Source organism: Sulfuricurvum sp. (assembly GCF_041651515.1).
Classification (GTDB): Bacteria; Campylobacterota; Campylobacteria; order Campylobacterales; family Sulfurimonadaceae; genus Sulfuricurvum.
The window spans coordinates 179,535-203,422 of sequence record NZ_JBAZJF010000003.1; the positions used below are offsets into that span (position 1 = coordinate 179,535).

The 23,888-nt window shown below is 42.3% G+C and carries 20 protein-coding genes; 14 read left to right on the plus strand and 6 right to left on the minus strand.

Annotation, left to right across the window (positions count from 1 at the left end; translation table 11 throughout):
- Positions 1-46: 46 nt before the first annotated feature.
- The 6 genes from WC407_RS06465 (at position 47) to WC407_RS06490 (ending at position 8,323) form a co-directional block, all read left to right on the plus strand.
- Positions 47-766: a PAS domain-containing protein gene (locus WC407_RS06465; RefSeq protein ID WP_373021785.1), complete on the plus strand. Its 720-nt coding sequence runs from the start codon at positions 47-49 to the stop codon at positions 764-766.
- A 3-nt stretch (positions 767-769) separates the two neighbouring features.
- Complete coding sequence (locus WC407_RS06470) at positions 770-2,083, plus strand: diguanylate cyclase domain-containing protein (RefSeq protein ID WP_373021786.1); 1,314 nt, start codon at positions 770-772, stop codon at positions 2,081-2,083.
- A 170-nt stretch (positions 2,084-2,253) separates the two neighbouring features.
- Positions 2,254-3,276 carry a sensor histidine kinase gene (locus WC407_RS06475; protein WP_373021787.1) on the plus strand — a complete coding sequence of 341 codons (1,023 nt, stop codon included), beginning with the start codon at positions 2,254-2,256 and terminating at the stop codon, positions 3,274-3,276.
- A complete protein-coding gene (locus tag WC407_RS06480; RefSeq protein ID WP_373021788.1) occupies positions 3,257-3,952 on the plus strand; it encodes a LytR/AlgR family response regulator transcription factor in 696 nt (231 codons plus the stop codon). Before WC407_RS06475 ends, WC407_RS06480 begins: the two co-directional genes overlap by 20 nt.
- A gap of 55 nt (positions 3,953-4,007) precedes the next feature.
- Positions 4,008-4,739, plus strand: a complete 732-nt coding sequence (locus tag WC407_RS06485) for a class I SAM-dependent methyltransferase (RefSeq protein ID WP_373021789.1) — start codon at positions 4,008-4,010, stop codon at positions 4,737-4,739.
- Positions 4,740-4,819: 80 nt separating this feature from the next.
- The gene (locus WC407_RS06490; RefSeq protein WP_373021790.1) at positions 4,820-8,323 is read left to right on the plus strand and encodes an EAL domain-containing protein; all 3,504 of its coding nucleotides are present in this window, start codon (positions 4,820-4,822) and stop codon (positions 8,321-8,323) included.
- Between the two features lie 13 nt (positions 8,324-8,336).
- Here WC407_RS06490 and WC407_RS06495 read toward each other — a convergent pair whose 3' ends face one another.
- Positions 8,337-9,548, minus strand: coding sequence for an EAL and HDOD domain-containing protein (locus WC407_RS06495; protein ID WP_373021791.1), 1,212 nt, complete (start codon positions 9,546-9,548; stop codon positions 8,337-8,339).
- Positions 9,549-9,727: 179 nt separating this feature from the next.
- Between WC407_RS06495 and WC407_RS06500 the strand changes: the two genes are divergently transcribed.
- Positions 9,728-10,489 (plus strand): TerB family tellurite resistance protein, encoded by a 762-nt coding sequence (locus WC407_RS06500; RefSeq protein WP_373021792.1) that lies wholly within the window; start codon positions 9,728-9,730, stop codon positions 10,487-10,489.
- An 8-nt stretch (positions 10,490-10,497) separates the two neighbouring features.
- On the opposite strand, the gene WC407_RS06505 is transcribed toward WC407_RS06500, so the two are convergent.
- Complete coding sequence (locus WC407_RS06505) at positions 10,498-12,129, minus strand: methyl-accepting chemotaxis protein (RefSeq protein ID WP_373021793.1); 1,632 nt, start codon at positions 12,127-12,129, stop codon at positions 10,498-10,500.
- Positions 12,130-12,305: 176 nt separating this feature from the next.
- On the opposite strand from WC407_RS06505, the gene WC407_RS06510 reads away from it, so the two are divergent.
- From WC407_RS06510 to WC407_RS06525, 4 genes are all read left to right on the plus strand, one after another.
- Positions 12,306-13,805, plus strand: coding sequence for a flagellar hook-length control protein FliK (locus tag WC407_RS06510; RefSeq protein WP_373021794.1), 1,500 nt, complete (start codon positions 12,306-12,308; stop codon positions 13,803-13,805).
- Positions 13,802-14,059, plus strand: coding sequence for an EscU/YscU/HrcU family type III secretion system export apparatus switch protein (locus WC407_RS06515; RefSeq protein ID WP_373021795.1), 258 nt, complete (start codon positions 13,802-13,804; stop codon positions 14,057-14,059). The genes WC407_RS06510 and WC407_RS06515 overlap by 4 nt, the downstream gene beginning before the upstream one ends.
- Positions 14,060-14,137: 78 nt before the next feature.
- Positions 14,138-15,391, plus strand: a complete 1,254-nt coding sequence (locus WC407_RS06520; RefSeq protein ID WP_373021796.1) for an urea ABC transporter substrate-binding protein — start codon at positions 14,138-14,140, stop codon at positions 15,389-15,391.
- Complete coding sequence (locus WC407_RS06525; protein WP_373021797.1) at positions 15,388-17,073, plus strand: diguanylate cyclase; 1,686 nt, start codon at positions 15,388-15,390, stop codon at positions 17,071-17,073. Before WC407_RS06520 ends, WC407_RS06525 begins: the two co-directional genes overlap by 4 nt.
- Positions 17,074-17,079: 6 nt before the next feature.
- Here the strand turns inward: WC407_RS06525 and WC407_RS06530 are convergent, their stop codons facing one another.
- Together WC407_RS06530 and WC407_RS06535 are read right to left on the minus strand one after the other, a co-directional pair.
- Positions 17,080-17,292 carry a hypothetical protein gene (locus WC407_RS06530; RefSeq protein ID WP_373021798.1) on the minus strand — a complete coding sequence of 71 codons (213 nt, stop codon included), beginning with the start codon at positions 17,290-17,292 and terminating at the stop codon, positions 17,080-17,082.
- A 3-nt stretch (positions 17,293-17,295) separates the two neighbouring features.
- A complete protein-coding gene (locus tag WC407_RS06535; RefSeq protein ID WP_373021799.1) occupies positions 17,296-17,517 on the minus strand; it encodes a hypothetical protein in 222 nt (73 codons plus the stop codon).
- A gap of 136 nt (positions 17,518-17,653) precedes the next feature.
- Here WC407_RS06535 and WC407_RS06540 point away from each other — a divergent pair, with 136 nt between their 5' ends.
- The 3 genes from WC407_RS06540 (at position 17,654) to WC407_RS06550 (ending at position 21,933) form a co-directional block, all read left to right on the plus strand.
- Entirely contained in the window at positions 17,654-19,615 is a 1,962-nt protein-coding gene (locus tag WC407_RS06540) for a putative bifunctional diguanylate cyclase/phosphodiesterase (RefSeq protein WP_373021800.1), read from the plus strand.
- Positions 19,616-19,691: 76 nt separating this feature from the next.
- The gene (locus tag WC407_RS06545) at positions 19,692-19,931 is read left to right on the plus strand and encodes a hypothetical protein (RefSeq protein ID WP_373021801.1); all 240 of its coding nucleotides are present in this window, start codon (positions 19,692-19,694) and stop codon (positions 19,929-19,931) included.
- A gap of 97 nt (positions 19,932-20,028) precedes the next feature.
- Positions 20,029-21,933 carry an HD domain-containing phosphohydrolase gene (locus tag WC407_RS06550; protein ID WP_373021802.1) on the plus strand — a complete coding sequence of 635 codons (1,905 nt, stop codon included), beginning with the start codon at positions 20,029-20,031 and terminating at the stop codon, positions 21,931-21,933.
- Positions 21,934-21,952: 19 nt separating this feature from the next.
- Here WC407_RS06550 and WC407_RS06555 read toward each other — a convergent pair whose 3' ends face one another.
- Positions 21,953-22,141 (minus strand): hypothetical protein, encoded by a 189-nt coding sequence (locus WC407_RS06555; protein WP_373021803.1) that lies wholly within the window; start codon positions 22,139-22,141, stop codon positions 21,953-21,955.
- Between the two features lie 201 nt (positions 22,142-22,342).
- Positions 22,343-23,887: a nitrogenase molybdenum-iron protein subunit beta gene (gene nifK, locus WC407_RS06560; RefSeq protein ID WP_373021804.1), complete on the minus strand. Its 1,545-nt coding sequence runs from the start codon at positions 23,885-23,887 to the stop codon at positions 22,343-22,345.
- Between the last annotated feature and the right edge of the window lies 1 nt (position 23,888).

Consider the following 23,888-nt stretch of genomic DNA (forward strand, 5'->3'; position numbering starts at 1 on the left):
TCATTATATAGACACTTTGAAGACACTTTTGGATTACAATAAGGCTATGAATACTCATCACACCCTCAAACTTTGCGATCGATGTTATTGGGATGCGGCCTCTGAAACCGTTAAATTGCATCATGAGATCGTACCGTTAACCTCTAATATGAAAAAGCTTCTTAAATTGTTGATCGGCAATTACAATAAACCGATCAGCAGTGTTGAGATTTTTTTGCATATATGGGATACCTATGAGCAAGAGTATACCCCCCGAAATGTCCGCAACTTAATCAGCAATCTGCGTAAACGTCTCCCATGCCTCACTGTCGTCAACTATTACGGCGGAAGCTATATGCTGAAAAAAAATCGCGAAAGCCATCCTGTCTTTACCGATCATCTCATCGATATTCTCGACCAAGCCAAAAACGGCATCACGATCTCTGATCCCAACCAGCCTGACAATCCGGTTATCTATATCAATCACGCTTTTGCCAATGCCTTCGGCTATTCTCCCGAAGAGATCATCGGAAAAAACTGCCGTTTTTTACAGGGGGATGATCGCGATCAAAGCGCCCTTGAAGAGATACGTCAAGCGATGAAAGAGCAAAAAGATGTCACCGTAATCCTTCGTAATTACCATAAATCGGGAGAACTTATCTATAACGAAGTAACCATCAGCCCGATCTTTGATAAAAATACGGGAAAACTAAAATATTACGTAGGGGTGCAAAAAGATGTCACCTCTATCCAACAATTAATCCAGCAAATCAAAGGGATGGTCTAAACCTTGACGCTTAAAAATTACTCTCTTTTATATCTCGAAAATAATGATGGCGATAGAGAGACCTTTATACGTCTCTTTGAACACCATTTCAAAACTATTTTTATTGCAAAAACCCCGGAAGAGGGACTTCAAATTTTTGAAACCTCCCATCCTGATATGCTCCTGAGTACCCTTCAGCTTCCCGAACTTAAAGAATTAGAGATGATAGCGCGTATGCGAAAACATTCTCCTCATCTTCCCGTGATCATCAACTCTGCCATCGATGATTCCCAAGTACTTCTTAAAAGTATTGCGTTGCACATCGATCATTACATTCTAAAACCTACAAATCCCCATCTTATGCTCCAGGCTTTATACAAAGCGGCAAAAGTATTAACGCTTGAAAAATCGCTAACCCATTCTCGTATTATGATGCAAACCGTCATCGATGAGATTCCTGACCCTGTTTTATATATTGAATTGGATATGAGGGTGAGCATGATGAATAAAGCGGCCAAGGATCTTGGAGGAGAAGGGGTGAATGAACTTTTTCCAAAATGTTACACCGTTTCAAGTCAAACCAGCGGTGCATGTTCCGACGGCACCCATCCCTGCCCGGCAGAATACGTTTCCAAAACCAAAACCCCCTCTACCCTGCGTCATGTCCACACCGATCAAAAGGGCAAGAAACATCATGTCGATATCCACACAAGACCCATTTTTGATCCAGAAGGGACTATGATTGCTTATCTCGAAATTCGGCATGATATCAGTGCTTATCTCGACATCCAAAATCAGCTGCTGCATGAGACCAAAAAACTGACCCATATTTCGATGCATGATCCCCTCACCCGTCTGCCGAATCGTCGTCTGCTAGAGGATCGGATTAATCATGCCATAGAGAAAAAGAGTCGCTCCGGTCAACTGTTCGCACTCTTTTTTATTGACTTAGACCATTTCAAAGAGGTGAATGATTCACTGGGTCATTTGATCGGAGATCAGCTGTTGGTGTACGTTGCTAAACGGATACGGAAAGTAATTCGAAAAGGAGATACCATTGCACGTAATGGAGGGGATGAGTTTGTCCTTATTATCGAGAATGAAGCTTCCGAGGAGCATCTTATAGCCGTTGCCGAAAAAATACAACAGCTCTTCAATGATCCTTTTATCATTAACGGAGAAGAGATCTTCACTACCTGCAGTATCGGGATCAGTATTTTTCCAAAAGACGGAAAAAAAGCAGAGCGTCTACTCAACAGTGCTGATTCGGCGATGTATGCTGCAAAGCAAGCGGGACGCAATCAATTTGGATTTTATTCTGATCTATCGACCCATTAAAGTGATCTCTTATCCCGATGTTTTTTAGGGGTTTAACGTTTGCTTCGTATCTTGATTTATGATACACTCTGCACAACTTCGGATGACACACCCCTCAAAGAGTGTCACCGCATACACGATACTGTGCGGCATAAGGGCAATGAGCGCTATGAATGTCAAAAGATTAATCGATGCGTAATCTAGAACTGCGTGTCACCTCACGTGATTGGCTCAGTATTTTACTGATCGGGATATTGTTTTCCACATTCTTGTCCATTTTAGAATACCATCTCCTCGAATTATCCCTCATAGAGGGGGGGATATTCGGTATAGTCCTCGGATTTTGTATCACCTTTTTTTCCCTATTTTTTATCACGACCATGAACCGTTATCTTCTACCAAATATTTCTCAATCTTTGTGGAATACGAGTGCAGCCCTGTTTTCCTTTTTGTCCGGCTTTTTAGGAACGTTATTTACTTACGGTATCCTTCATTTCACTGCCATCACCTTCATAGAGCATTTTGATACACACCCGTATCAAACGTCATCGATCATCGGTAGTCTCACCTATCTGATCGGTTTGCTCGTCTACCGTTTTGTTAAAATTCGCAATGAAAAAGATCAGAGCCATCGTCTTTTTATCAAAAGCCGCCTGAGCTCTTTAGAGACACAGCTCAATCCCCATTTTCTCTTCAATGCGCTCAATTCTCTCACGGAATTGATCCATCAAGACCCACACAAAGCAGAAGAAACCATCGTTAAAATCTCAACCTTTTTACGCAATACCATGGGTGAAAAATCCCTTATACCGCTGCGCGCAGAGTTGAAAAAGGTTCGTGATTACATCGATTTGGAAAATATCCGTTTTAACGGAGCTATTGCTCTGTCTGTTGAGGTGGAATCGAGTGCTTTAGTGCTCATGGTTCCGAAATTTTCAATCCAGCTTTTAGCCGAAAATGGGATTAAACACGGTTTACAAAGCCCCTCTACCGATTTTACCATCTCGATACACATAGTCCACATCCATAATTCTTTGCACATCCGCGTATCCAATAACGGCAAACCTATCACAAAACCCTCTTTCGGCATCGGTCTTTCCAATCTTCAAGAACGTCTCTCTCACCTCTGTGAGGGTAAATTGACAATAGAGCGTACCGATATCCCAACCTATCTGATCGAACTAAAGGATTGTAATGCGCATTTTGATCGTTGATGATGAGCCTCTCGCCCTTACACGTCTGCAACGTCTCCTCGTTAACTTGGGCTATACCCATATTACCCAAGCATCCAATGGATATGAAGCGTTAAGAATTTCGGCCAAAAAATCTTTTGATATTGCATTTTTAGATATAGCAATGCCGGATATGGACGGGATTGAACTGGGGTATTGCTTACGCTATCAACACGAAAAAATGGCTCTCATCTATCAAAGTGCATATGAGCATTACGCGATAAAAGCTTTCGACGTAGGGGCTGTTGATTATATCCTTAAGCCCTATACTGCCGAAGCTGTTGAACGTTCTATCGAAAGAGCCTTAGCAAAAGAGAGTTCCAAAGAGTTGCGCCTTATTTCAAAGGCAGGAGAAGCCCATTACCTCCTCGCTCCCAAAGATATTCTGTATGTCAAAGCCGATCTCTCCGAAGTGATACTCCGTACACGGGAAGGATTTTCCTACTATCCCAAGAAAATATCCGATGTCGAAGAGATGCTGAAACTGCACGGATTTTTACGAGTCCACCGCTCTTATCTGATCAATCTAAACCAGATCAAGGAGATGAATACCGTTGATCAAAGTCGTCTAAGCTTTATATTTGAGGGGATATCTGAGACGATTGAAAGCAGTAAAGACGGGGCTAAAAACTTTCGAAACCGATTTAAAGTAACGTGATGTATCTCTGATCTCTTTTAGATACAATTCCTCCTACCTCACAGAAAGACTTTGTATGGAAATAAATCATTACGACACTCTTGCCGATTTTTTTAACACCGTTTGGCATTTTTCCGACGAATACAAAGAGTTTGTCCATTCGCATATCATGTCTGATCTTGCCCTCACCAGTACCGATATATTAGTCGATATCGGGGGGGGAACAGGGACGTTTACCAGTAAATTGGCCTCCGATGCAGATCTTAAATGCGCCTACTGTATCGAACCCTCAAAGGCAATGTGTGATGAGGCTTCCAAAATTGATAATATCATATCAATTTGCACCGATGCCTCTGGATTTTGCGCATTGAATCTCCCCTACACCAAACTCTTACTCAAAGAGGTGATTCACCACATTAGCGATAGAGAACCCTTTTGGAACAATATATATCATCAGCTTCCCCCCAATGGCAAACTCCTTATTATTACCCGCCCTCAATCTATTGATTTCCCCTTTTTTGATGCGGCGAAGGAAGCTTTCGCACGCAATCAACCACCGTATGAAGCACTCGAATCAGAGCTGCATGAGGCGGGATTTTTTGTGGATACACAATGCCGAAGCCATACCTTCACCCTTCCAAAACAGCAGTGGTACCTCATGCTGCGTCACCGTTTCATGTCCGATTTAAGCTCTTTCAGCGATCAAGAGATCGACGAAGGGATAGAAGAAATTGAAAAAAATCATCCTGACACTATGGTCAAGATGGTTGATAATCTTATCTTTATTACTGCCACCAAAAAGAGTTAATTACCACTCTAAAGAAAGGTATTTAGTAAAAAAACGATACAATTAAAATTACTAAAATTAATAACTATAGAAAGGTTTTCATGCCAAACTTTTCTCCCTTAAATGATCGAAAAAGCATCTTCTACAACGGATGGGCGGCAGGTCTGTTGATTTTCTTAACTACCGCCCTCACATCAGCAGCCGTAATCTGGCATTTAGAAGGGATGCACTCGGAAAAAATGCATGCCGAAGCAACTGCAATCGCGCATGATTCCGTCAATCTTTTACGCAAAAAGATTGACCAAAAACTCGCACTCACCTATCCTCTTGCCGCGATGATTGAGCAAGAGGGGACTATCCCGAACTTTGAGTCTATCGGGAATAAACTTATAACATTTTATCCCATGATCTCCGAAATTGCACTCGTTCCGGATGGGGTTATTCGCCGTGTGGTTCCCCGTTCCACCAATAAAAAAGCGTTGGGGTTCAATCTGTTCACCGATCCAGAACAGCAAGCTGAAGCCCTATTGGCACGTCAATCGGGGAAACTTACCCTCGCCGGTCCTTTGAATCTCGTTCAAGGAGGCAAAGGAATTGTCGGTCGCTTACCTATTTTTACCAAAGAGAATAAATTTTGGGGATTCGTTCTTGTCGTCATCCGTTTTCCCGATATTCTCAATGCTACTGCCCTTAACACACTGAAAAAAGAGGGGTATCAATATACCCTAAGCCGTATCAATCCCCAAACAAAAAGAGAAGAAATTATTGCGGCATCGGGTAAAATGAGTCTAACGCTTCCGGTGGAACAAACCATCGATCTCCCCAATGCCATATGGATGCTACGTATTGCACCGATCAATGGGTGGCATCATCATTGGTTATTATCCTTTGAGATTGCGATCGGCCTTCTTATGAGTATACTTTTGGGATACATTGCAAAACAGTACAGCGAACTTAAAAATTACCGTTTTTCACTTGAAAAACTCGTAGAACAGCGTACAGCCGAGATCGCACAAACGAAAAATCAGCTCCATACCCTTCTAGACACAATCCCCGATCTGATATGGCTTAAAGATAAAGAGGGGATTTATCTGCTCTGCAACCCGATGTTTGAGCGTTTTTTCGGTGCCAAAGAGGAAGAGATCGTCGGCAAAACCGATTATGACTTTGTCGATAAAGAACTCGCCGATTTTTTCCGCCGCAATGACCGTGTTGCCATGGAAGCCCACTCCCCAAGTATCAACGAAGAGTGGATTACTTTTGCCGACGACGGACATGCAGCCCTCCTCGAAACAGTCAAAATCCCAATGATGGATGAAAATAAGAATCTCATCGGTATCTTAGGGGTAGCGCACGATATCACTGAACGCCATTCCAATGAAAATCGTATCCATCAACTCACTCAAACGTATGCTACTCTGAGCCAATGCAATCATGCTATTGTCCACTCCGACTCTCCCAAAGAGCTTTTTGACAAGATTTGCAAAAGCAGTGTGGTTCATGGGGGGATGAGTATGGCATGGATCGGACTCATTGATCCGGAAAAACATCATATCTATCCAACCGCATCGTACGGAGATCATCTGCAATATCTTGAGGGACTTGAAATCTCCACCCAAGAAGATCTCCCCTCCGGCAAAGGTCCTACCGGTACATCCGTCCGTGAGAATCGCCCTTTTTGGTGTCAGGATTTTTTAAATGACCCCGCAACAGAGCTTTGGCATGAACGGGGCAAAGCCATGGGCTGGAGATCGTCCGCCGCCCTTCCGATTCATTTATACGATGATGTGATCGGTGTTTTTACGATCTATTCTCAAACCCTCAATGCGTTTGAGCCGTTAATCCAAGAACTTATGATAGAAATGGCAATGGATATCAGTTTTGCGATGGAAAATTTTGATCGTGAAACCAAACGCAAAGAGGCAGAAATTCATTTACTCCATACCGAAAAGCTCCTCGAAGAGATGAGTTCCATGGCACATGTCGGGGGATGGGAATTTGATCCTGAAACAGGATTGGGACACTGGACGAAAGAGGTGGCCCTTATTCACGATGTAGACCCGAATGATCCGACCACAATGACACTGGGACTCAGTGTCTATGAGGGCGAATCACTCGAAAAAATAACCACAGCTTTGGAGGATACAATCCACAGCTTTAAGCCCTACGATCTGATACTTCAGATGAAAACCCCGAAGGGAAATCTAAAATGGGTACGTACTATCGGTGCACCGGTTATTGAAGAAGGAAAAGTCGTTCGGATACGGGGTTCCATACAAGATATTACCGCTCAAAAGCTTGCCGAAGAAAAAGTACAATGGCTCGCGCATTATGACCCCCTTACCGAATTGCCAAACCGTATCCTCCTTAATGACCGGATAAAATACGCTATCAGCATCGCCTATCGTGCAAAAGAGTCCATCTCCTTCCTCTTTTTAGATCTGGATCATTTTAAAAACATCAACGACTCGCTGGGACATACCATCGGAGATGAACTTCTCATTGAGGTCTCGAAACGGATGCAATCGGTTATTCGCGATGAAGATACCCTCTCTCGACAAGGGGGAGATGAATTCATCATCATACTTCCCGGTGCGGATGCCGACGGTGCGGCCCACGTTGCCGAAAAACTGATTGATACTATTTCACAGCCCTATCATATTCATAACCATGAGTTCAGTGTCACCCCATCGATCGGAATTTCCCTCTATCCCATCGACGGGAATAAGGCAGAGACACTGCTGCAAGCTGCCGACGTCGCCATGTACCGCGCTAAGCATGACGGACGAAACTGCTACCGTTTTGTCACCCCTGAAATACAAGCGCGCTCTGCTCGTAATCTTGAACTGGAAAGTGCCCTTCGGTATGCACTCAAGCGTGATGAGCTTGAAGTGTACTACCAACCGCAAATCTCCATCGAAAGCGGAGATATTATCGGTGCTGAAGCACTTTTACGCTGGAATCATCCCTCTATGGGCATGGTCTCTCCCGCAGAATTTATCTCGATTGCCGAAGACAGCGGACAAATTGTTAGTATCGGAGAATGGGTACTCCGCCGTGCCCTTGGACAGCTAAAAGTATGGATGAGTGAGGGGATGAAACCTTTTATTATGGCGGTCAATCTCTCCGCCATCCAATTTCGCCATCCAACCTTGGTGTCAATGGTATTAGGTATCCTCGAAGAGCTCGACCTTCCGGCAGAGTATCTCGAACTTGAACTTACCGAGGGAATTGCCATGGAAGATCCTCTCCATGCCATTGAGCTGATGGAGGAGCTTTACAGTCACGGTATACGGATGTCCATTGATGATTTTGGAACCGGATACTCTTCGCTCAATTATCTTAAAAGATTCCGTGTCTATAAACTCAAAATTGATCAATCCTTTATTCGCGATATTACCGAAAATACCGAAGACCAAACCATCGTCAATACCATTATCAATATGGCACACTCTCTTAAAATGATAACCATCGCAGAGGGTGTTGAGACGGCCGAGCAACTTGCTTTACTGAAGGAAAACGGCTGTAATGAAGTGCAGGGGTATTATTTTAGCAAACCGCTCCCCCCGAAAGAGTTTGAAGCGTATGTACACCGATCCCTATAATTCAAGGGAGTCTTTAGAATTCATTTGCATCAATATGAACACTGCTCAATTCCAATGCATAGATTAGAAGGGTAATATCGATCTTATCAAAGTTATCGCATAAGAGTTTTTTTAAATAGGTTCTCTCCAAGTGTTCGGCTCGTCTAAAGCTTGATATAAATTTCCCTTTTTTATCAAGGACAAGGTCCGTTACGTCCTTGTCCACTTTAATCCCCTTCATGACTTCTTTAATATCCGTATCAAAAAGGGCATCCAGCATCGAGAACATACCTGACATATAGGCTTTGTCTTTTTCACGCGGTGCAGCTTCAGCCTCCATTTTTTCGGCTCTTTTAGTCGCGACACTCATCATGGCTTCCGATACCGGATTATTCGACATTTCAGCGTACAGATATAAAAGGAGCCAACGTAAGAGTTTATCCCTTCCAAGCAGCGTAATGATCTGTGAAATCGATTCGACCTCCGTATCAAATCTCGCTTGGTTATTAATAAACTTAATCAATTTATAGGAGAGATCCGCCCGTTGTTTGATATAAAATTCAATTTCGGAGGTAGCCCCATCATTTTTAATCAATTTTATCAGGTTTAAAATAATGAGCTGCGTTGCATCTTTATACCGGTCAATTTCAACCACTTCGGGCTTATGGAGATAATATCCCTGAAACAGATCAAATCCCATTTCAAGATAACGGTTATAATCTTTTTCGGTTTCAACTTTTTCAGCCAGTACTTTTATCCCCAATTTTTTAATTTTGGCCATGACATTTTTTAAATTCTCTTCTTCCGCCGCCAAAACATCCATTTTGACTATATGCACATACTTCAATAAAGGGGTAAACTTTTTAATCATTTCAACACTGCAATCGAAATCATCAATGGCAATTTTGAAGCCTCTTTTGTGATACCGCTTTATATTGGCAACAACTTTTTCATTCAAATCCGTTGTCTCTAAAATCTCTAAAATAAATCTGTTTTTATCTAAGATATCAATGATTCCGGATGTCAGTGCATGCTCATCCAGATTTATAAACGCAATCCCCTCATCTCCCAACAATTCATTAGTATCCACATTGGTAAGCGTATTTAAAACCACATGGGAAGTGGCCTGAATATTTGAAGGAAATTTTTTTATTCCAAATTCATGGTCTCGAAAAAGCAGTTCATAAGCAAAAAGCTTGCCATGCCGATTAAAAATTTTTTGTTTGGCTAAATAAACCGCATTCACAATCAGATTCCTTGTTTATAATGTATCAAATAACTCATATCAATTTTCCAAATTAGCGTTGAGTATACATTCTTTGTTGTATTGTATCGTAACCATAGTACACCAACCGGTCACATTACAACGCATTATTGTCCATTTAACGCTACTATTGCATTTACCTTTTAACCTATGAGGATACTATGAGTCAACTGTTACTTGTCGCCGTTTTATTCGCCGTTTTTTATTGGATCAGCAAAAGCTATTCGCGTTATGAAAAGAGTGAATACTCCCCAAAACAATTTCGAAGTTTTGTCTTAAACAAAGAGGCTTTAGCCAACAGTGAGTTGGGACTTTTTGTCGCCTTGGTGGCAAAAGTGGCAAAAGCTGACGGGCGTGTCGATGAGCTTGAAGCCGAACTTGTCGGAAACATGTTTACCGATATCAGTACCCTCTTCCCCGATCCTGAAGCAACTAAACAACTCCTAAAAGAGATTTTCAGTATTGAAAAAGAGATCAGTACCAATGTCGATACCGTAGCTCTGGCACTCAATACACTCATCAAAAACGATCCGCACAAACGTATACAGATGATGCAGTTTATGGTCAATCTTGCCTATATTGACGGGACGTTGAGCAAATCCGAAGAAGCGATGCTCCATAGAATCGGATGGTATTTGCAGTTTAGCGATGATGAATTCACCGAAATGCTCCACCAATTTGATTCTATGCATCAGAAAAGTGTTAAAGAGAGTTCCATTGATCAAGCCTACATGCTGTTAGGAATCACCCAAGAGGCCTCGGTAGATGAGATCAAAAAAGCGTACCGTGCCCTCGTCAAACAATACCATCCCGATATCATCAAAGCCCAAGGGGCAAATGAAGAGTATATCCAACTCTCCACCGCAAAAGTCCAAGAGATCAACGGTGCGTATGAAATGATAAAAAAATCGCGAGGGATGTAAGGTAAACCTTACGCGCTGAAGCGTTTTAACATTTCATCCAGTTTACTTGCCGTCTGTTTCAGATGTTCGGCAGAGAGCGTAATATCATTTATATCTCGTGCACTCGTTTGTACACTGCTAACCATTTCGTCCATTCGTGTTGCAATAGAATCGACCCCTTTTGCATCTGTATCGGCATTGGCAGCAAGATTTTCAATCACAGAGAAACTAATCTGTATCGTATCAACGGTTATCGCAATCGCATCTTCCAGCTTTTGTGAATGATTACTGAGTTCTTTAATACTTTTCGAATTAATCCCCATTTGTTCAACCGCATCATTGATCGATTGAACAATCGTATTGATCGTGACATTCGTTTCGACCAAACTGTTTTGCGTACGTTCAGCCAACTTACGTACTTCATCCGCTACAACCGCAAACCCGCGCCCGTGCTCACCCGCACGAGCAGCTTCAATCGCAGCATTCAATGCCAATAAATTGGTTTGGTTGGCAATATCCCCAATAACGGAAAGAACCTCTTTTATGCGCTGTGCATCATCCGTCAGATGACGCAACCGTACTAAAAATTCCTCTTCGACTTCTGCGCTTTCTTGCAAAGAGGTAATCATCCCTTGAATTTCAATTTGGGCTTTTTGAAGTGTTTTATTTGCTTCCTGTGCACTTCTTTGACTCTCTTTGGTCGTATTTGCAGATTGACGGATATGAGAACTAACCTCCGTTGCTTCAACCGCTGTATTTTGGGTCATAGTCACTTCATGCCCTATTCTATCGCTCATACTACTGGCTGTACGTGAAAGCTGAACGGCCATAACAGCATTCATCTGCGCAACCTCTTTTGTCTCAAGCACAATCTGCTCAGTCACCTCAATAAACTCATTCATAGCACGCGTTACGCCCGATAATTCATCATTCCCTAGAACAAGAATCCGTTTACTCAAATCTCCGCTGCCGTTACGAATCGCCTCGGCAAAAGAGGCAATTTTAGCCATATTATCAACGGAACGCAAAATAGAAAGAGTAACCATAATAATCAACCCGCTGACAGCGGCAATGACACCAAAAGCCGATAGGATGATAATCCAAGTCAATGTCTTTTGACGACTTTGGATCTCGGCTTCGGCTTTCCCATACTCAGCTTGCACCTCCACGACAATTTGATCTAAATCTTTGGTAGGTTGCCGATCGATCCCTTTTACCGCTTTATCTCCCACTTTATATTTATCCGCAGAAGCATTTTTATAGCTGTTCATACCGCTGCGGTATTGTTCGCCCATACGTTTGTGACTTTCTAAAAAATCATCTATTTTGCCCTTGATAGTTGTATTGGACGTTAGATTTTTGAGTTCTTGAAGTGATTTTACGACCTCGGCTTCCTCTTCAATAAATCCTTTTGTGTAGTGTGCTAATTTTTCGGGATCTTCCCCTCGCAACAAAATATCTTTCCATTCTTGAACCTGTTTTTTAAAAGATACTTGTGCTGAACGGGCTGAATCAACGGCAGTTATTGTTGCCCTAGATTCTGAAAGAATATCTCTTTCAAGAGAGGTGTAACCGTAGATCGCCAGTGAAATTGCAATCACGATACCTATCAATGCAATTATATTGACCGTAATAAGACGGGCTTTAATGGAGTAGTTCATAAGTAATCCTTTTTCAGATTTAAAGATCATGAATCAAGGGAGAGGAGTGCTATAAAAAAATATAATACAACAATTATACGATAAAATCATTAGCACCGTTGTTTTTGCATTATTTTAATTTTTAATGTATCGGAACTACTCAAAAAAAATTTAAAACTCTATGCTATAGTACCAGTATGATAAACGTAACGACCGATACACGGCTCAGTATTGTCCTCCCTAATACCAATAAAGCGCTGGCCGAGGCGATCAGAACCGCTACCCCCGAACAACTGACTCAGCTCAAAGAGGGAAAGGACATAAAATCGCTCCTTAGCGGCGTCTTTCAGGACAAAATCACCGCATCAAAATCCGATCAAACCCTCCTCGATATTCTCAAAAATGGAGCGGCCTTTAAAAATATGGGGAATTTTACGGAGAATTTAAAATCTCTCCTAAGCGAATTAAAAAATGCCCCGCTCCTCACCCAAAAAGTAGAGAGTATCGAGGGATTTTTCAAAAATATCACCTCTATGAATACCGCTACGCTCAAGTCACAGCTTTCCAACAGCGGCGTATTTATGGAATCCAAAATTGCTGCTGCCGTCCAAATACTTCCTACCCTAAAAGAGACATTGACCTCACTCCAAAATCTCCTCTCCAAGAGTCCCCTTCCCGAGGCCAAAACATTGAGTAGCACAATAGGTTCACTTATAGAGAGTTCGGCACTTACTCATCCCCCTCAGGATATTAAGGGTGCCGCAGTCATTGCCGATACCTTAAAACACATTACCGACTCCCTAAAAAATATTGTTGCCAAGAGTGATGTCCTCTATTCCAAAGAGATCACCCAGTTTTCACAGAAAATCGATCAGCTTGCTTCTGCACCCCAAGCCGCTGTTGCAGAGATAAAAACAACCCTCTCACAGCTCTACGGCGCACTCCTATCCAGTAAAGCCGATGGGGTTAACCCCTTACTCGATTCCATCGAGCTGCTTCTTAAAAATATCAACAATACTACCCAAGATCCCATAGTACCGCTAAAAGAACTCTCCAATCAGCTCCAAGAGGCTATCAGTTCGGGAGATGTTATGGTTTCTCATGAAACCTCGGTACTGATTGCTAAACTGGATGAATTCACCAATCCAAAGTCGCTACTGCTCGATCATGCTCTCCAAGAATCCATGAGTGATGATCTCAAATCGGGATTAATGAACCTTTCAGAATCGTTGCAGGAGAGTAGTGATCCCTCCGCTAAAGTACTCTTAGAACATGTTGATAAGCTCCTCACCCAAATTGATTATCAACAACTCGTATCGCATCTAAATCATTCCAATTCAATCTATTTCCCCTTCGCATGGGATCAGCTTGATGAGGGATCTATGACCTTTAAAAAAAACAATAATAAAAAGTTTTACTGTGAAATCAATCTCCGCCTCAAAGAGTATGGGGAGCTCGATTTGATGATGGGTCTTTATGAGGGAAACCAAATCGAGATTCAGGCGCATACACAACTGCCCCAGCTAAAAGAGCTGATACAAGAGAATATCGCTCAATTACGCACCCTCCTTATCAATGCGGGGCTAACTCCGCGTTCCATACGGGTCTATGAGACAAAAGAATCACCCCAAAGCATATCGGATTCGTACGGTTCACAGGATTTCGGCTCGGATCTGGGATTTGAGGTAAAAGTATGAAAAAAGCGGTTGCACTGCGCTATAACCCCGACCAAGAAAATGCACCGCGTGTCGTCGCATCCGGAAAAGGGGCTACCGCTGAGAATATCATCAAAGTCGCCGAACTGCACAACCTACCGATCCAAAAAGACGAAGATCTCGTCGAACTGCTGAGCAAAGTGGAAATAGACCGTGAAATCCCCGAAAAACTCTATACGGCCGTCGTCGAAGTATTTAGCTTTGTGTATAAAATCACCAATACTATGAAAAACTAATTATTTAAACAACCCTTTTTATGCTATAATAATTTTTTATATTTTTTATATTTATATCACTAGAAGAAAGTATCTTTAATGAAAAAAGTCATTATACTCTTCACACTTCTTTTAGCCTTGAGCAGTGTCGTAGTATGGATATTTTTACCTAAAAAACTCTCCGTTATTCGCGTCGGGATATTGCATTCACTCAGCGGAACCATGGCAATCAGTGAAAAAGATGTAGCCCAAGTGACGATGGCCGCATTTCAAGAAATCAATGCACAGGGGGGCATTTTAGGGCACCGAATCGAGCCTATTATCGCCGATGGAAGATCCGATCCGATAATATTTGCACAACAAGCAAAAAAACTTATTGAACTCACGGGTGTACAAGCCATTTTTGGATGCTGGACCTCCTCAAGCCGTAAAGAGGTAAAACCGGTTATCGAAGCACATAAGTCTCTTTTATTTTATCCGGTACAGTATGAGGGATTTGAAGCATCCCCCAATATCATTTATCTGGGTCAAACCCCCAATCAACAAATCCGTCCGGCGATCAAATACGCTATTGACCACTTCGGCAAAGATTTTTTTCTAGTAGGCAGTGACTATATTTTCCCGCGTGCCGCGAATTTATACATCAAAGATATGGCCTCGCTTTTAGGGGTAAGGATAAAAGGGGAAGCGTATATACCGCTAGGTGGGAGCGATTTCAAAGCCATCGTGCACGCCATCAAAACCCAAAAACCAAATGTCATTTTAAATACTCTCAACGGAGACAGCAATCTCTACTTTTTTCGTGAATTGCACGATCAAGGAATACACCCCTCGGATATTCCCGTTATCTCATTTAGTATTGCCGAGAGTGAAAACCAAAAAATGGGGAAAATTATCCCTTCTGATGCCCTGATAGGAGATTATGCTGCTTGGAGTTATTTCGGATCACTCACATCACCCGAAAACACTGCTTTTAAAGCATTCTTGAAAAAATACCAGATTAATGCACTTCCAACCGATGCTATGGAAGCGGCGTATAACGGTGTCCATATCTACAAACAAGCGGTTGAAGAATGCGGAAGTTTTGACCCACAAATTGTCATGCGATGTATCCCTATGCAAAGTTACAACGGTGCAGGAGGGATACTTTACATCGATCCGAATAATAACCATTCATGGAAAAACAGCCGCATCGGGCGTATCAATAACGCACTTGGATTTGATATCGTTTATGATTCCATGACCCCTATCCAACCTGAAAACTATCCTGCTTACAAATCGGTGCAGGAGTGGAATGAGCAAATGCAGTTGTATCACCCCTTATCAACTCCTGTTAATAGCGATAACCGATGAAATATTTTTTTCAGAGTATTACTACCCGTATTGCACTCTCCATGATATTCATTGCGATTCTCCCCCTATTGGTCATCGCCTACAGCCTCCAATATCAAAAAAAAGAAGAGATTTCAGCGCAACATCTCTCCCATTTGCAAGTCATCTTCAAGCAAACTATCAGTACGATCAATACCAATGTCCAATACCAAAAGCAACTGTTGGTCAATATTGCTTCAATGCCAAAAATTATCGAGAAGCTAAGAGATCGTCATCCCAATCAAAAACTCCACCTTGACCCTTCTATTCAAGCGTATGTGACTAATGTCATCTATAAATACGGTTATTATGATTTTTTTATTATTACCAACACCGGAGAGGTTGTTTATACCTTTAAAAAAGAGAGCGATTACGGTAAAAATGTCAACTGCTCTCTTTTAAAAAACACTGGATTAGCGTACGTCTACGATCAAGCCTCAAGTCTCCTCGATACCTCTATAAGTCCACTTGAATATTATCTCCCTTCCAAACGTAAAGCCAGTTTTATCGCCACACCCATCATTGTCGATCATAAAATATTAGGGGTCGTAGCCGCCCAACTGAATGAAAATTATATTTTCGATCTGATCAAAAATTATAACGGGTTGGGTCAAAGCGGTGAAGTGGTCGCAGGGGCGCTAATGAAAAATGGACAGGTACTAGCCGCCATACCACTCAAATACGATCCTGATGCTTTTAAAAACGAACGAGTGCTTAATGTAAACCATTATGCCACCGGAATGGTCCAAGCAGTAAAGGGACATGCCGGAAAAGGTGAAATTATCGATTATAGAGGGGTGAAAAGTTTGGCCGTTTGGGGGTATGAGCCAACGCTTAAATGGGGAATCGTGGTCAAGACGGATGAGGCGGAAGTCTTCTCTGGGATTTTAAAAGATCAACAAAACCTCTACCTCATTTTATTTTTTGTCGCTTTAGCAGTTATTGTAGCCATCATACTCACGGTCAAATCAATCACGGGATCCATCAATAAACTCATACTATCGATACGGAAATTTCGCACCGAGGGGGAGTTTGATTTGGATCAAATCGATTGTTCGGGTGAGATATGTTATCTCTCTGAAGAGTTTAACGCGATGGCCAAAGAGATTGATTCCTACAATCGAGACCTTGAAATCAAAATTCTTGAACGGACTCAAGAGCTAGAGATTGCCAAACAAACACTCGAAACCCTTGCCATAACCGATCAACTCACAGGACTGTACAACCGACGCCATTTAGACTCTGCACTAGAAACAAATGCTGAGCTTTTTGAACGCTATCACACCCAATTTAGTGTATGTATTATCGATATTGACTATTTTAAATCAATCAACGACACCTACGGTCATCAAGTTGGAGACCATGTTTTGCAAAGTATCGCCGAAATTTTCAAGCAGCAATGCCGATCCATCGATATTATAGGACGATGGGGAGGGGAAGAATTTTTAATCATCTTCCCCAATACCGATAAAAATGAATCCGCTGCGGCGGCGGAAAAACTGCGTATCGCTATCGAAATGTATCCTTTCGACGTCATCGGAAACAAGACCGCCAGTTTCGGAGTAAGCGAATATCGTACTGGCGTACAAGAGCTTCTAAAAAACGCAGATGATGCCCTCTATCAGGCAAAAGAAAAAGGGCGTAACCGGGTTTGTGTTCTTTAACATAATTCAGTATGTCCCCTCACCTACCGTAATGACATAGTTCTCATCCACTTCTACAACGCCGAACGAATGCTGGCCGCAAAAACTCTCGTTCAGTTCTTGCGCCCATGCGCGGGCAATTCGCAGTGCATTTTCTTTATCATCGAATGTTTTGATCTGAGGCATACCTTTACGGAGTGCGCATTTACAGAGTTTTTCAACTACAACATGATATTCCATAATTTACCCCTTACAGCCGCAGCCGCCGACCATCCCGATGACATAATTGTCGTTTACTTCGACAAGCTGAAATTCGTGTTTACCGCAAAAATGTCCCTGCATATACGCCAATTGGGTTTGTGCCGCTTCATGTGCAGATTCTTTCGCATCATAGGTAGTGATTTGAGACATCTCCTCTTTTTTTGCACAGCTGCAAAGTTTTTCGATAACGACGTGGTGCTCCATGGTGTTTCTCCAAGATTGATTTGAAAAACATCTGCATAAGATGTTCTAGAACGATCTTTTTGATTATCCCTTTTAATTCACTAGTATTAATAATAAGAGTGTTATAATATTCTTAGCTTGCAAAAGAGGGTGAAATATGGGAATAAAAGATTCACAAAGTTTTAAAAGTGCTTTGAAAATCTCTGTTTTTTATCTCATTTTCGGAATGTTATGGATTTACTTTTCCGATATTGCAGTAGAACTCCTCTCGTCAAAAAGTTCTCATGAACTCACCCTGATTCAAGATTATAAAGGTTGGTTGTTTATTGCCATTACCGCTTTTTTTCTATTCCTACTATGCTATCGGTTTTTGCACAAAGGGTTTATTGACTATATAGAACGTACCAATGAACAAAAAACGGCACAAATGCTTTTAGAACAAAAGAATGCTTTATTAAACTCGATCATAGACAGTTCTTCCGATGCCATTGTTATAAAAGGGCTGGATAGACGATATATCCTTCTCAATGATGCGGCAGCAAAACTTTCAGGACTTCCAATACTCGAAGCTCTGGGAAAAACAGCGGATCAGATTTTCCCTCCGGAAACGGCGCAGATGATCAATACTGATGATACGGAACTACTGGAAAAAAAATCTTTTGCAGAACGTGAAGAACTCATGGTAATGCCCAATGGATCCAAACGGATCAATTGTGTCACTAAAGGGTTGCTTACAACCGAAGACGGTGAGGTATTCGGTACCTATGGAATCTATCGCGATATTACGAAAATCAGAGAAAATGAGTTAGCAATACTCAAGGCAAAAGAACATTTTGATTATCTAGCCCACCATGATCCTCTGACCAACCTCCCAAATCGGCTCAGTTTAATTGAAACATTAACCCAAAAGACCTCCACAACACAAAGGGATCCGTTTGCCCTCTTCTTCCTCGATTTGGATCGTTTCAAAGAGATTAACGACTCGTATGGTCATCGATTCGGTGACACACTTTTAATCCGTATGACCCATTTACTGCAAACGGTTTTTCCACCCGATACCTTTATTGTCCGTACGGGAGGGGATGAGTTTGTAATGCTCATGTCGTGTCACCAAGACAAAAATGAAATTGACCGAATTATGCACCGTCTTGTCAATGGGCTCAACCTTCCGTTTCATATTGAGAAACGAGATGTCTATATCACTGCCAGTATCGGTATCGCTATGTATCCAAGCGACACGGATAATGCAGAAGCTCTGCTCCAAAAAGCCGATGTAGCGATGTACAATGCAAAAAATATGGGAAAAAATACCTACAGTTTTTACGAATCACGATTTACCGAAAGATCACTTCAACGGACAACACTCTCTACCCAACTCAAAAAAGCCCTTCAGAATAATGAACTTGAACTCTATTTTCAACCTCAAATTGATATACATTCAGCTGCTATTATCGGGGTAGAAGCGCTCTTACGATGGCATACACCTGAGGGGATGGTCTCGCCAACCGTATTTATCCCAATCGCTGAAGAGAGTGGATTAATCCTCGAAGTGGGTGAATTTGTTCTACGACAGGGATGCTTAATTGCAGCAGAGTGGTCCAAGGAGGGATTATGGCCGGGAAGAGTTGCCATCAATGTATCGGCTCGTCAGCTGACCCATATTGACTTCTTAAAAACTCTGGATCGAATCATTCTAGAGACCCATTGCAATCCATCCTTAATCGAACTTGAAATAACAGAAAGCTCCATTATCGACAATCCGACCAAAACAATTCTTCTGTTAGAGACCATAAAAACAAAAGGGTTCCATATTTCCATCGATGATTTTGGAACAGGATATTCCTCACTTTCCTATCTCAAGAATCTCCCCATCGATAAACTCAAAATCGATATCTCATTTGTCCGCGATGTGACCCATGAACCTAAAAATCAGACCATTGTTAAAACTATCATAGCATTGGCTAAAGGATTAAACATGGAGGTATTGGCTGAGGGGGTAGAATCGCAAGAAGAGCTGGAGTTTTTACGCCAAAACGGTATTGATTCCATTCAAGGATACTATTATCACATGCCAATGCCGCTTGCAGCAATTGAAGCCCTGTTCCGTAGAGAGTTCTAAGTCTCCCTCTTTTATCGCCCTTGATATCTCAACCAATCTTCCCTATAATGCCGCCCATTAAAAGAGGCGGTGAACCATGGATTTAAAACAGCAACTGATCGATTTTGGATGCGGATTGGAATTTGTAGATATTGCTTTAGGATATGCCCCGTTTTATAAGCCTGAGCAAGAGATCGAAAAATTTATAGAATACGTCGAAGAAGAGCATGCCAAAGTTGAAGAAGCAGAAGAGTTAAAAAGGAGAGAAGAAGAGGTTGTAAAACCATCGGATCTTACGGAAGCATTTAAAGTTTTTGAAGACGAAGATACCCTTTAAGGAAAAGAGTCCCTCTACGGTTTAGTAATTCCGATAACGTGCTATAATTATTGCACATGCTATTTCAACAATTTTAATCCTAAGAAAGAGTCAAATTGTGAACGAAGAGATGATCGATAAAATCAAGTACGCCCATCAAGAGTGGTTGTGCGCTTTAGATGCTGTTTCATCTCCGATATTTTTACATGATAAAGACTTTCGTATCCTCCGCTGTAACAAGGCGTACAGTCAATATGCCGGCATCCCCTATGCCGAGATTATCGGCCGAGCATATTATGAACTCTTCCCTAAAAACGACGGTCCCCTTCCCCACTGTACCGAAGCGCTCGAAGATCCCCTAAGTGAGGGAAGCGAGGAAGACGTTAAGATAGAAGATAAACTTTTTCATTCAAAAGGGTTCATCATCAAAGATGAGCACGGCAATTATCTTTACTCTTTACACATTCTCGAAGATATCACCGAACAACGTCAAATTGAAGAAGCCCTTCGCACAAGCGAAGAAAAATTCCGTGCCCTTGTCGAATCTACGAATGACTGGATATGGGAGATTGATCGAAACGGCAACTATACCTATGCCAGTCCAAGGGTAGAATCACTGCTTGGATATACACCCGAAGAGGTAGTGGGGAAATCTCCTTTTGATTTTATGCCTCTTGAAGATGCACAACGACTCAGAGGTGAATTTCAAAAACTGATTACTAAACACACCCCACTGTTTGGATTAGAAAATACCAATGTGTGCAAAGACGGAACCATCAAAATTCTTGAAACGAGCGGTCTCCCCTTCTTTGATAAAAATGGGGTATTCGCAGGCTATCGCGGAATTGATCGGGATATTACCGAACGAAAGCAATCTGAAGTATCGTTACATCAAGCCAACCGTGCGCTTAAAACCCTTTCTGCTGTAAATACAGCACTCGTACGTGCTGCCAATGAGGGCGAATTGCTAAAAAATGTAACCGACATTATTGTTCAGCAGGCAAGCTATCAACTCGCGGTTGTTGTCTACGCGGATGAAAACCCGCAAAAAAGTATAAGACCTGTATCCGCTGCAGGGATGGATATCACTCATTACTGGGCAGAAGATATCACTTGGGATGACACTGAAAAGGGGCAATTACCTGTCTGCGAAGCGATTCGCAGCGGAAAAACACAGATTTGCCATAATATAGCCTGTGCAATCGGTTTTAAGGGGTGGAAAGAGTCCACCCTCTCTAAAGGCTTTGCTTCTAATATAGCTCTTCCACTAAATAATACCCATCGGACTTTTGGAGCATTGTGTATCTATTCTACTGAAGAAAATACGTTTGATAAGGAAGAGATTCGATTGCTCGAAGAGCTGGCAAATGACCTCGCATACGGTATTATGAATCTCCGTGCCCGTGTCGAACAAGAGCAGCATGCAACACTTCTTCGACAAAGTTTGGAACAGTCCATTCAAACCATTGCCGCCACGGTAGAAGCACGTGATCCTTACACTGCCGGTCATCAGCATCGTGTCAGTGAATTAGCAACAGCGATTGCTCGGGAAATGAACTTGAGCAAAGAACAGATTCAGGGGATACATCTCGCGTCCATCATTCACGATTTGGGCAAAATTCATATCCCTGCAGAAATTCTGTCCAAACCCGGTAAACTGAATACTATTGAGTTCATGCTGATACAAACACATCCGCAGGAGGGGTACAATATCCTCAAAGAGGTCAAATTTCCATGGCCGATTGCCGACATCATCTTGCAGCACCATGAAAAACTCGACGGATCCGGCTATCCGCAAGGGCTAAAAGGAGATAAGATACTGCTCGAAGCAAAAATTATCTGCGTTGCCGATGTCGTTGAAGCGATGTCATCGCATCGTCCCTATCGCGCTTCATTAGGAATTAAACCAGCCCTTAATGAAATCAAGCGTGGACGGGGAAGCTGGTACGATCCTTCGGTTGTCGATGCCTGCTTAAAATTATTCGAAGAGAAACGATTTAAATTCAGTACGACACATTCGTAAATCGGCTTGAACCATACCATTACGATAACGGTGTCGTCTGTACTACAAAATAGAGCTCGTCTTTGAGAATATTAAGATGTTTAATAACATTGTCTCGACGGGTCTCATCCATCTCAAAATGCTGCTCAATCGAATCGTAAATCCGATCGATATTGGCATACACTTCCACCAATAATTCCGCTTTGATTTTATCGTGAACAGCCGCCATAAATCATCCTATTTGTTTGACTAAGTCTTTCGTTAAAAACTCAACCAAAAAAATCTCCCATCCGGGAGAAATTGACGAGAAACAATGAAGTTTGCCCCCGCAAATGGGGACAGATTCTGCCTCTAAGAGGCAAGCTTTAGTGCCATAGCGGCAAGCGTAGCCAAGCGGGGCTTTTGCTCCGTTGGCGTTTGAATCAAATAGTTAGCGAACGAGGTCGAAGAAGTAATCCGTGGTTGCGATACCTTTGGTATCTTCATCCAATTGGTCAAGAACTTTGTTCGTGATCCAAGTAAGAAGATTCAACGCTCCATCGTATCCGCTGATAGAGTAGCGGTGTAGGTGATGACGGTCGAAAATCGGGAATCCGATGTAAATCAACGGAGTACCGGTGTCGCGCATCAACTCTTTACCGTAGCTGTTACCGATCATGAAATCGACAGGTTCCGTAAACAAGAGTGAACGCATGTGCCACAAGTCTTTACCGGCCCATACGTTTAAGCTGTCTTTAGCCGGAGATGTATCAAGCAATGCTCTCATCTCAGCTTCCCAACCGTTCGGTGCATTGTGGCAAAGAACGTGAGTCGGCTCAGCACCCATCTCAAGAAGGAAGGATACGGCACCGATTAGGAAGTCAGGATCGCCCCAGATTGCGAATTTTTTACCGTGCATATACGGATAGCTGTCTTGCATAGCATCGACAAGGCGACCGCGCTCAGTTTTAAGTTTTTGTGGAACTTCAGTTCCAGTAAGTTCTGCAAGTTTCATTACAAACTCATCGGTACCTTTAAGACCGATTGGGTTGCTATGTCCACCAGCATGTTTCCAACGTTTTTCTACCATTTTCATAGTTTTAGACGTTGCATATTTTTGCAAAGAGATCGTTGCACTGGAGTTGATACAATCTTTTGCATCTTCGAGTTTTGTTCCGCCTTGGAACATTTCGTAGTTACCGGCCGGCATATCCCATTGATCAGAGTGGTCACCCAACATGATATAGTCTGTGCCGAACGCTTCTACGATGCTTTTTACGGAGCGGAGACTTCCGATATACGTTTCAAAACCGGGAATGATATTGATACGTTGTTTCGTTTCGCCTTTGTTTCCTTCGGTTAGTTGAGACATGATACCGTGCATCATGTTGTCATAACCTGTGATATGGCTGCCTACGAATGAAGGAGTGTGCGCATAGGGAATCGGATAATCCGCAGCCAAATACTTTCCGCCATCCTCTTCTTTTGCAGCAAGGATAAACGCCATCAAGTCGTCACCGATAACTTCTGCCATACAGGTAGTAGAAACCGCGATCATTTTAGGTTTATAAACCGCAGCGCAGTTTTTAAGACCCTCTTTCATATTTACCAAACCACCGAATACCGCAGCATCTTCAGTCATAGAGTCAGAAACACAAGGAGTCGGCTCTTTGAAGTGTTTGGTAAAGTAGGATCGGAAATACGCTACACATCCGTGGCTTCCATGAACGTAAGGCATAGTACCCTCAAATCCGAGTGCAACCATAACAGCCCCAAGAGGCTGACATGCTTTTGCAGGGTTGACGGTGATCGCTTCACGAGCAAGGTTTTTCTCACGGTAATCCCATGATTTGGTCCACTCAGCGATCTCTTCTACTTTCGCAGGATTAATTGCGAGCATTGAAGATTCGAATTGTTTTTTGTTTGCGAGTAACTCAGTGTACTCAGGGCGTTTAAACAGGTCTTTCCCGTTTACAATTTTTTCTACTTCTTGCATC

Excerpts from the sequence above, each read along its gene's own strand:
- WC407_RS06525 (WP_373021797.1), top strand. The coding sequence starts at position 15,388 with ATGAAATATTTTTTTCAGAGTATTACTACCCGTATTGCACTCTCCATG.
- WC407_RS06515 (WP_373021795.1), top strand. The coding sequence starts at position 13,802 with ATGAAAAAAGCGGTTGCACTGCGCTATAACCCCGACCAAGAAAATGCA.
- WC407_RS06535 (WP_373021799.1), bottom strand. The coding sequence starts at position 17,517 with ATGGAGCACCACGTCGTTATCGAAAAACTTTGCAGCTGTGCAAAAAAA.
- WC407_RS06480 (WP_373021788.1), top strand. The coding sequence starts at position 3,257 with ATGCGCATTTTGATCGTTGATGATGAGCCTCTCGCCCTTACACGTCTG.
- WC407_RS06505 (WP_373021793.1), bottom strand. The coding sequence starts at position 12,129 with ATGAACTACTCCATTAAAGCCCGTCTTATTACGGTCAATATAATTGCA.
- nifK (WP_373021804.1), bottom strand. The coding sequence starts at position 23,887 with ATGCAAGAAGTAGAAAAAATTGTAAACGGGAAAGACCTGTTTAAACGC.
- WC407_RS06485 (WP_373021789.1), top strand. The coding sequence starts at position 4,008 with ATGGAAATAAATCATTACGACACTCTTGCCGATTTTTTTAACACCGTT.
- WC407_RS06500 (WP_373021792.1), top strand. The coding sequence starts at position 9,728 with ATGAGTCAACTGTTACTTGTCGCCGTTTTATTCGCCGTTTTTTATTGG.
- WC407_RS06490 (WP_373021790.1), top strand. The coding sequence starts at position 4,820 with ATGCCAAACTTTTCTCCCTTAAATGATCGAAAAAGCATCTTCTACAAC.
- WC407_RS06545 (WP_373021801.1), top strand. The coding sequence starts at position 19,692 with ATGGATTTAAAACAGCAACTGATCGATTTTGGATGCGGATTGGAATTT.
- WC407_RS06530 (WP_373021798.1), bottom strand. The coding sequence starts at position 17,292 with ATGGAATATCATGTTGTAGTTGAAAAACTCTGTAAATGCGCACTCCGT.
- WC407_RS06520 (WP_373021796.1), top strand. The coding sequence starts at position 14,138 with ATGAAAAAAGTCATTATACTCTTCACACTTCTTTTAGCCTTGAGCAGT.
- WC407_RS06475 (WP_373021787.1), top strand. The coding sequence starts at position 2,254 with ATGCGTAATCTAGAACTGCGTGTCACCTCACGTGATTGGCTCAGTATT.
- WC407_RS06465 (WP_373021785.1), top strand. The coding sequence starts at position 47 with ATGAATACTCATCACACCCTCAAACTTTGCGATCGATGTTATTGGGAT.
- WC407_RS06510 (WP_373021794.1), top strand. The coding sequence starts at position 12,306 with ATGATAAACGTAACGACCGATACACGGCTCAGTATTGTCCTCCCTAAT.
- WC407_RS06555 (WP_373021803.1), bottom strand. The coding sequence starts at position 22,141 with ATGGCGGCTGTTCACGATAAAATCAAAGCGGAATTATTGGTGGAAGTG.
- WC407_RS06540 (WP_373021800.1), top strand. The coding sequence starts at position 17,654 with ATGGGAATAAAAGATTCACAAAGTTTTAAAAGTGCTTTGAAAATCTCT.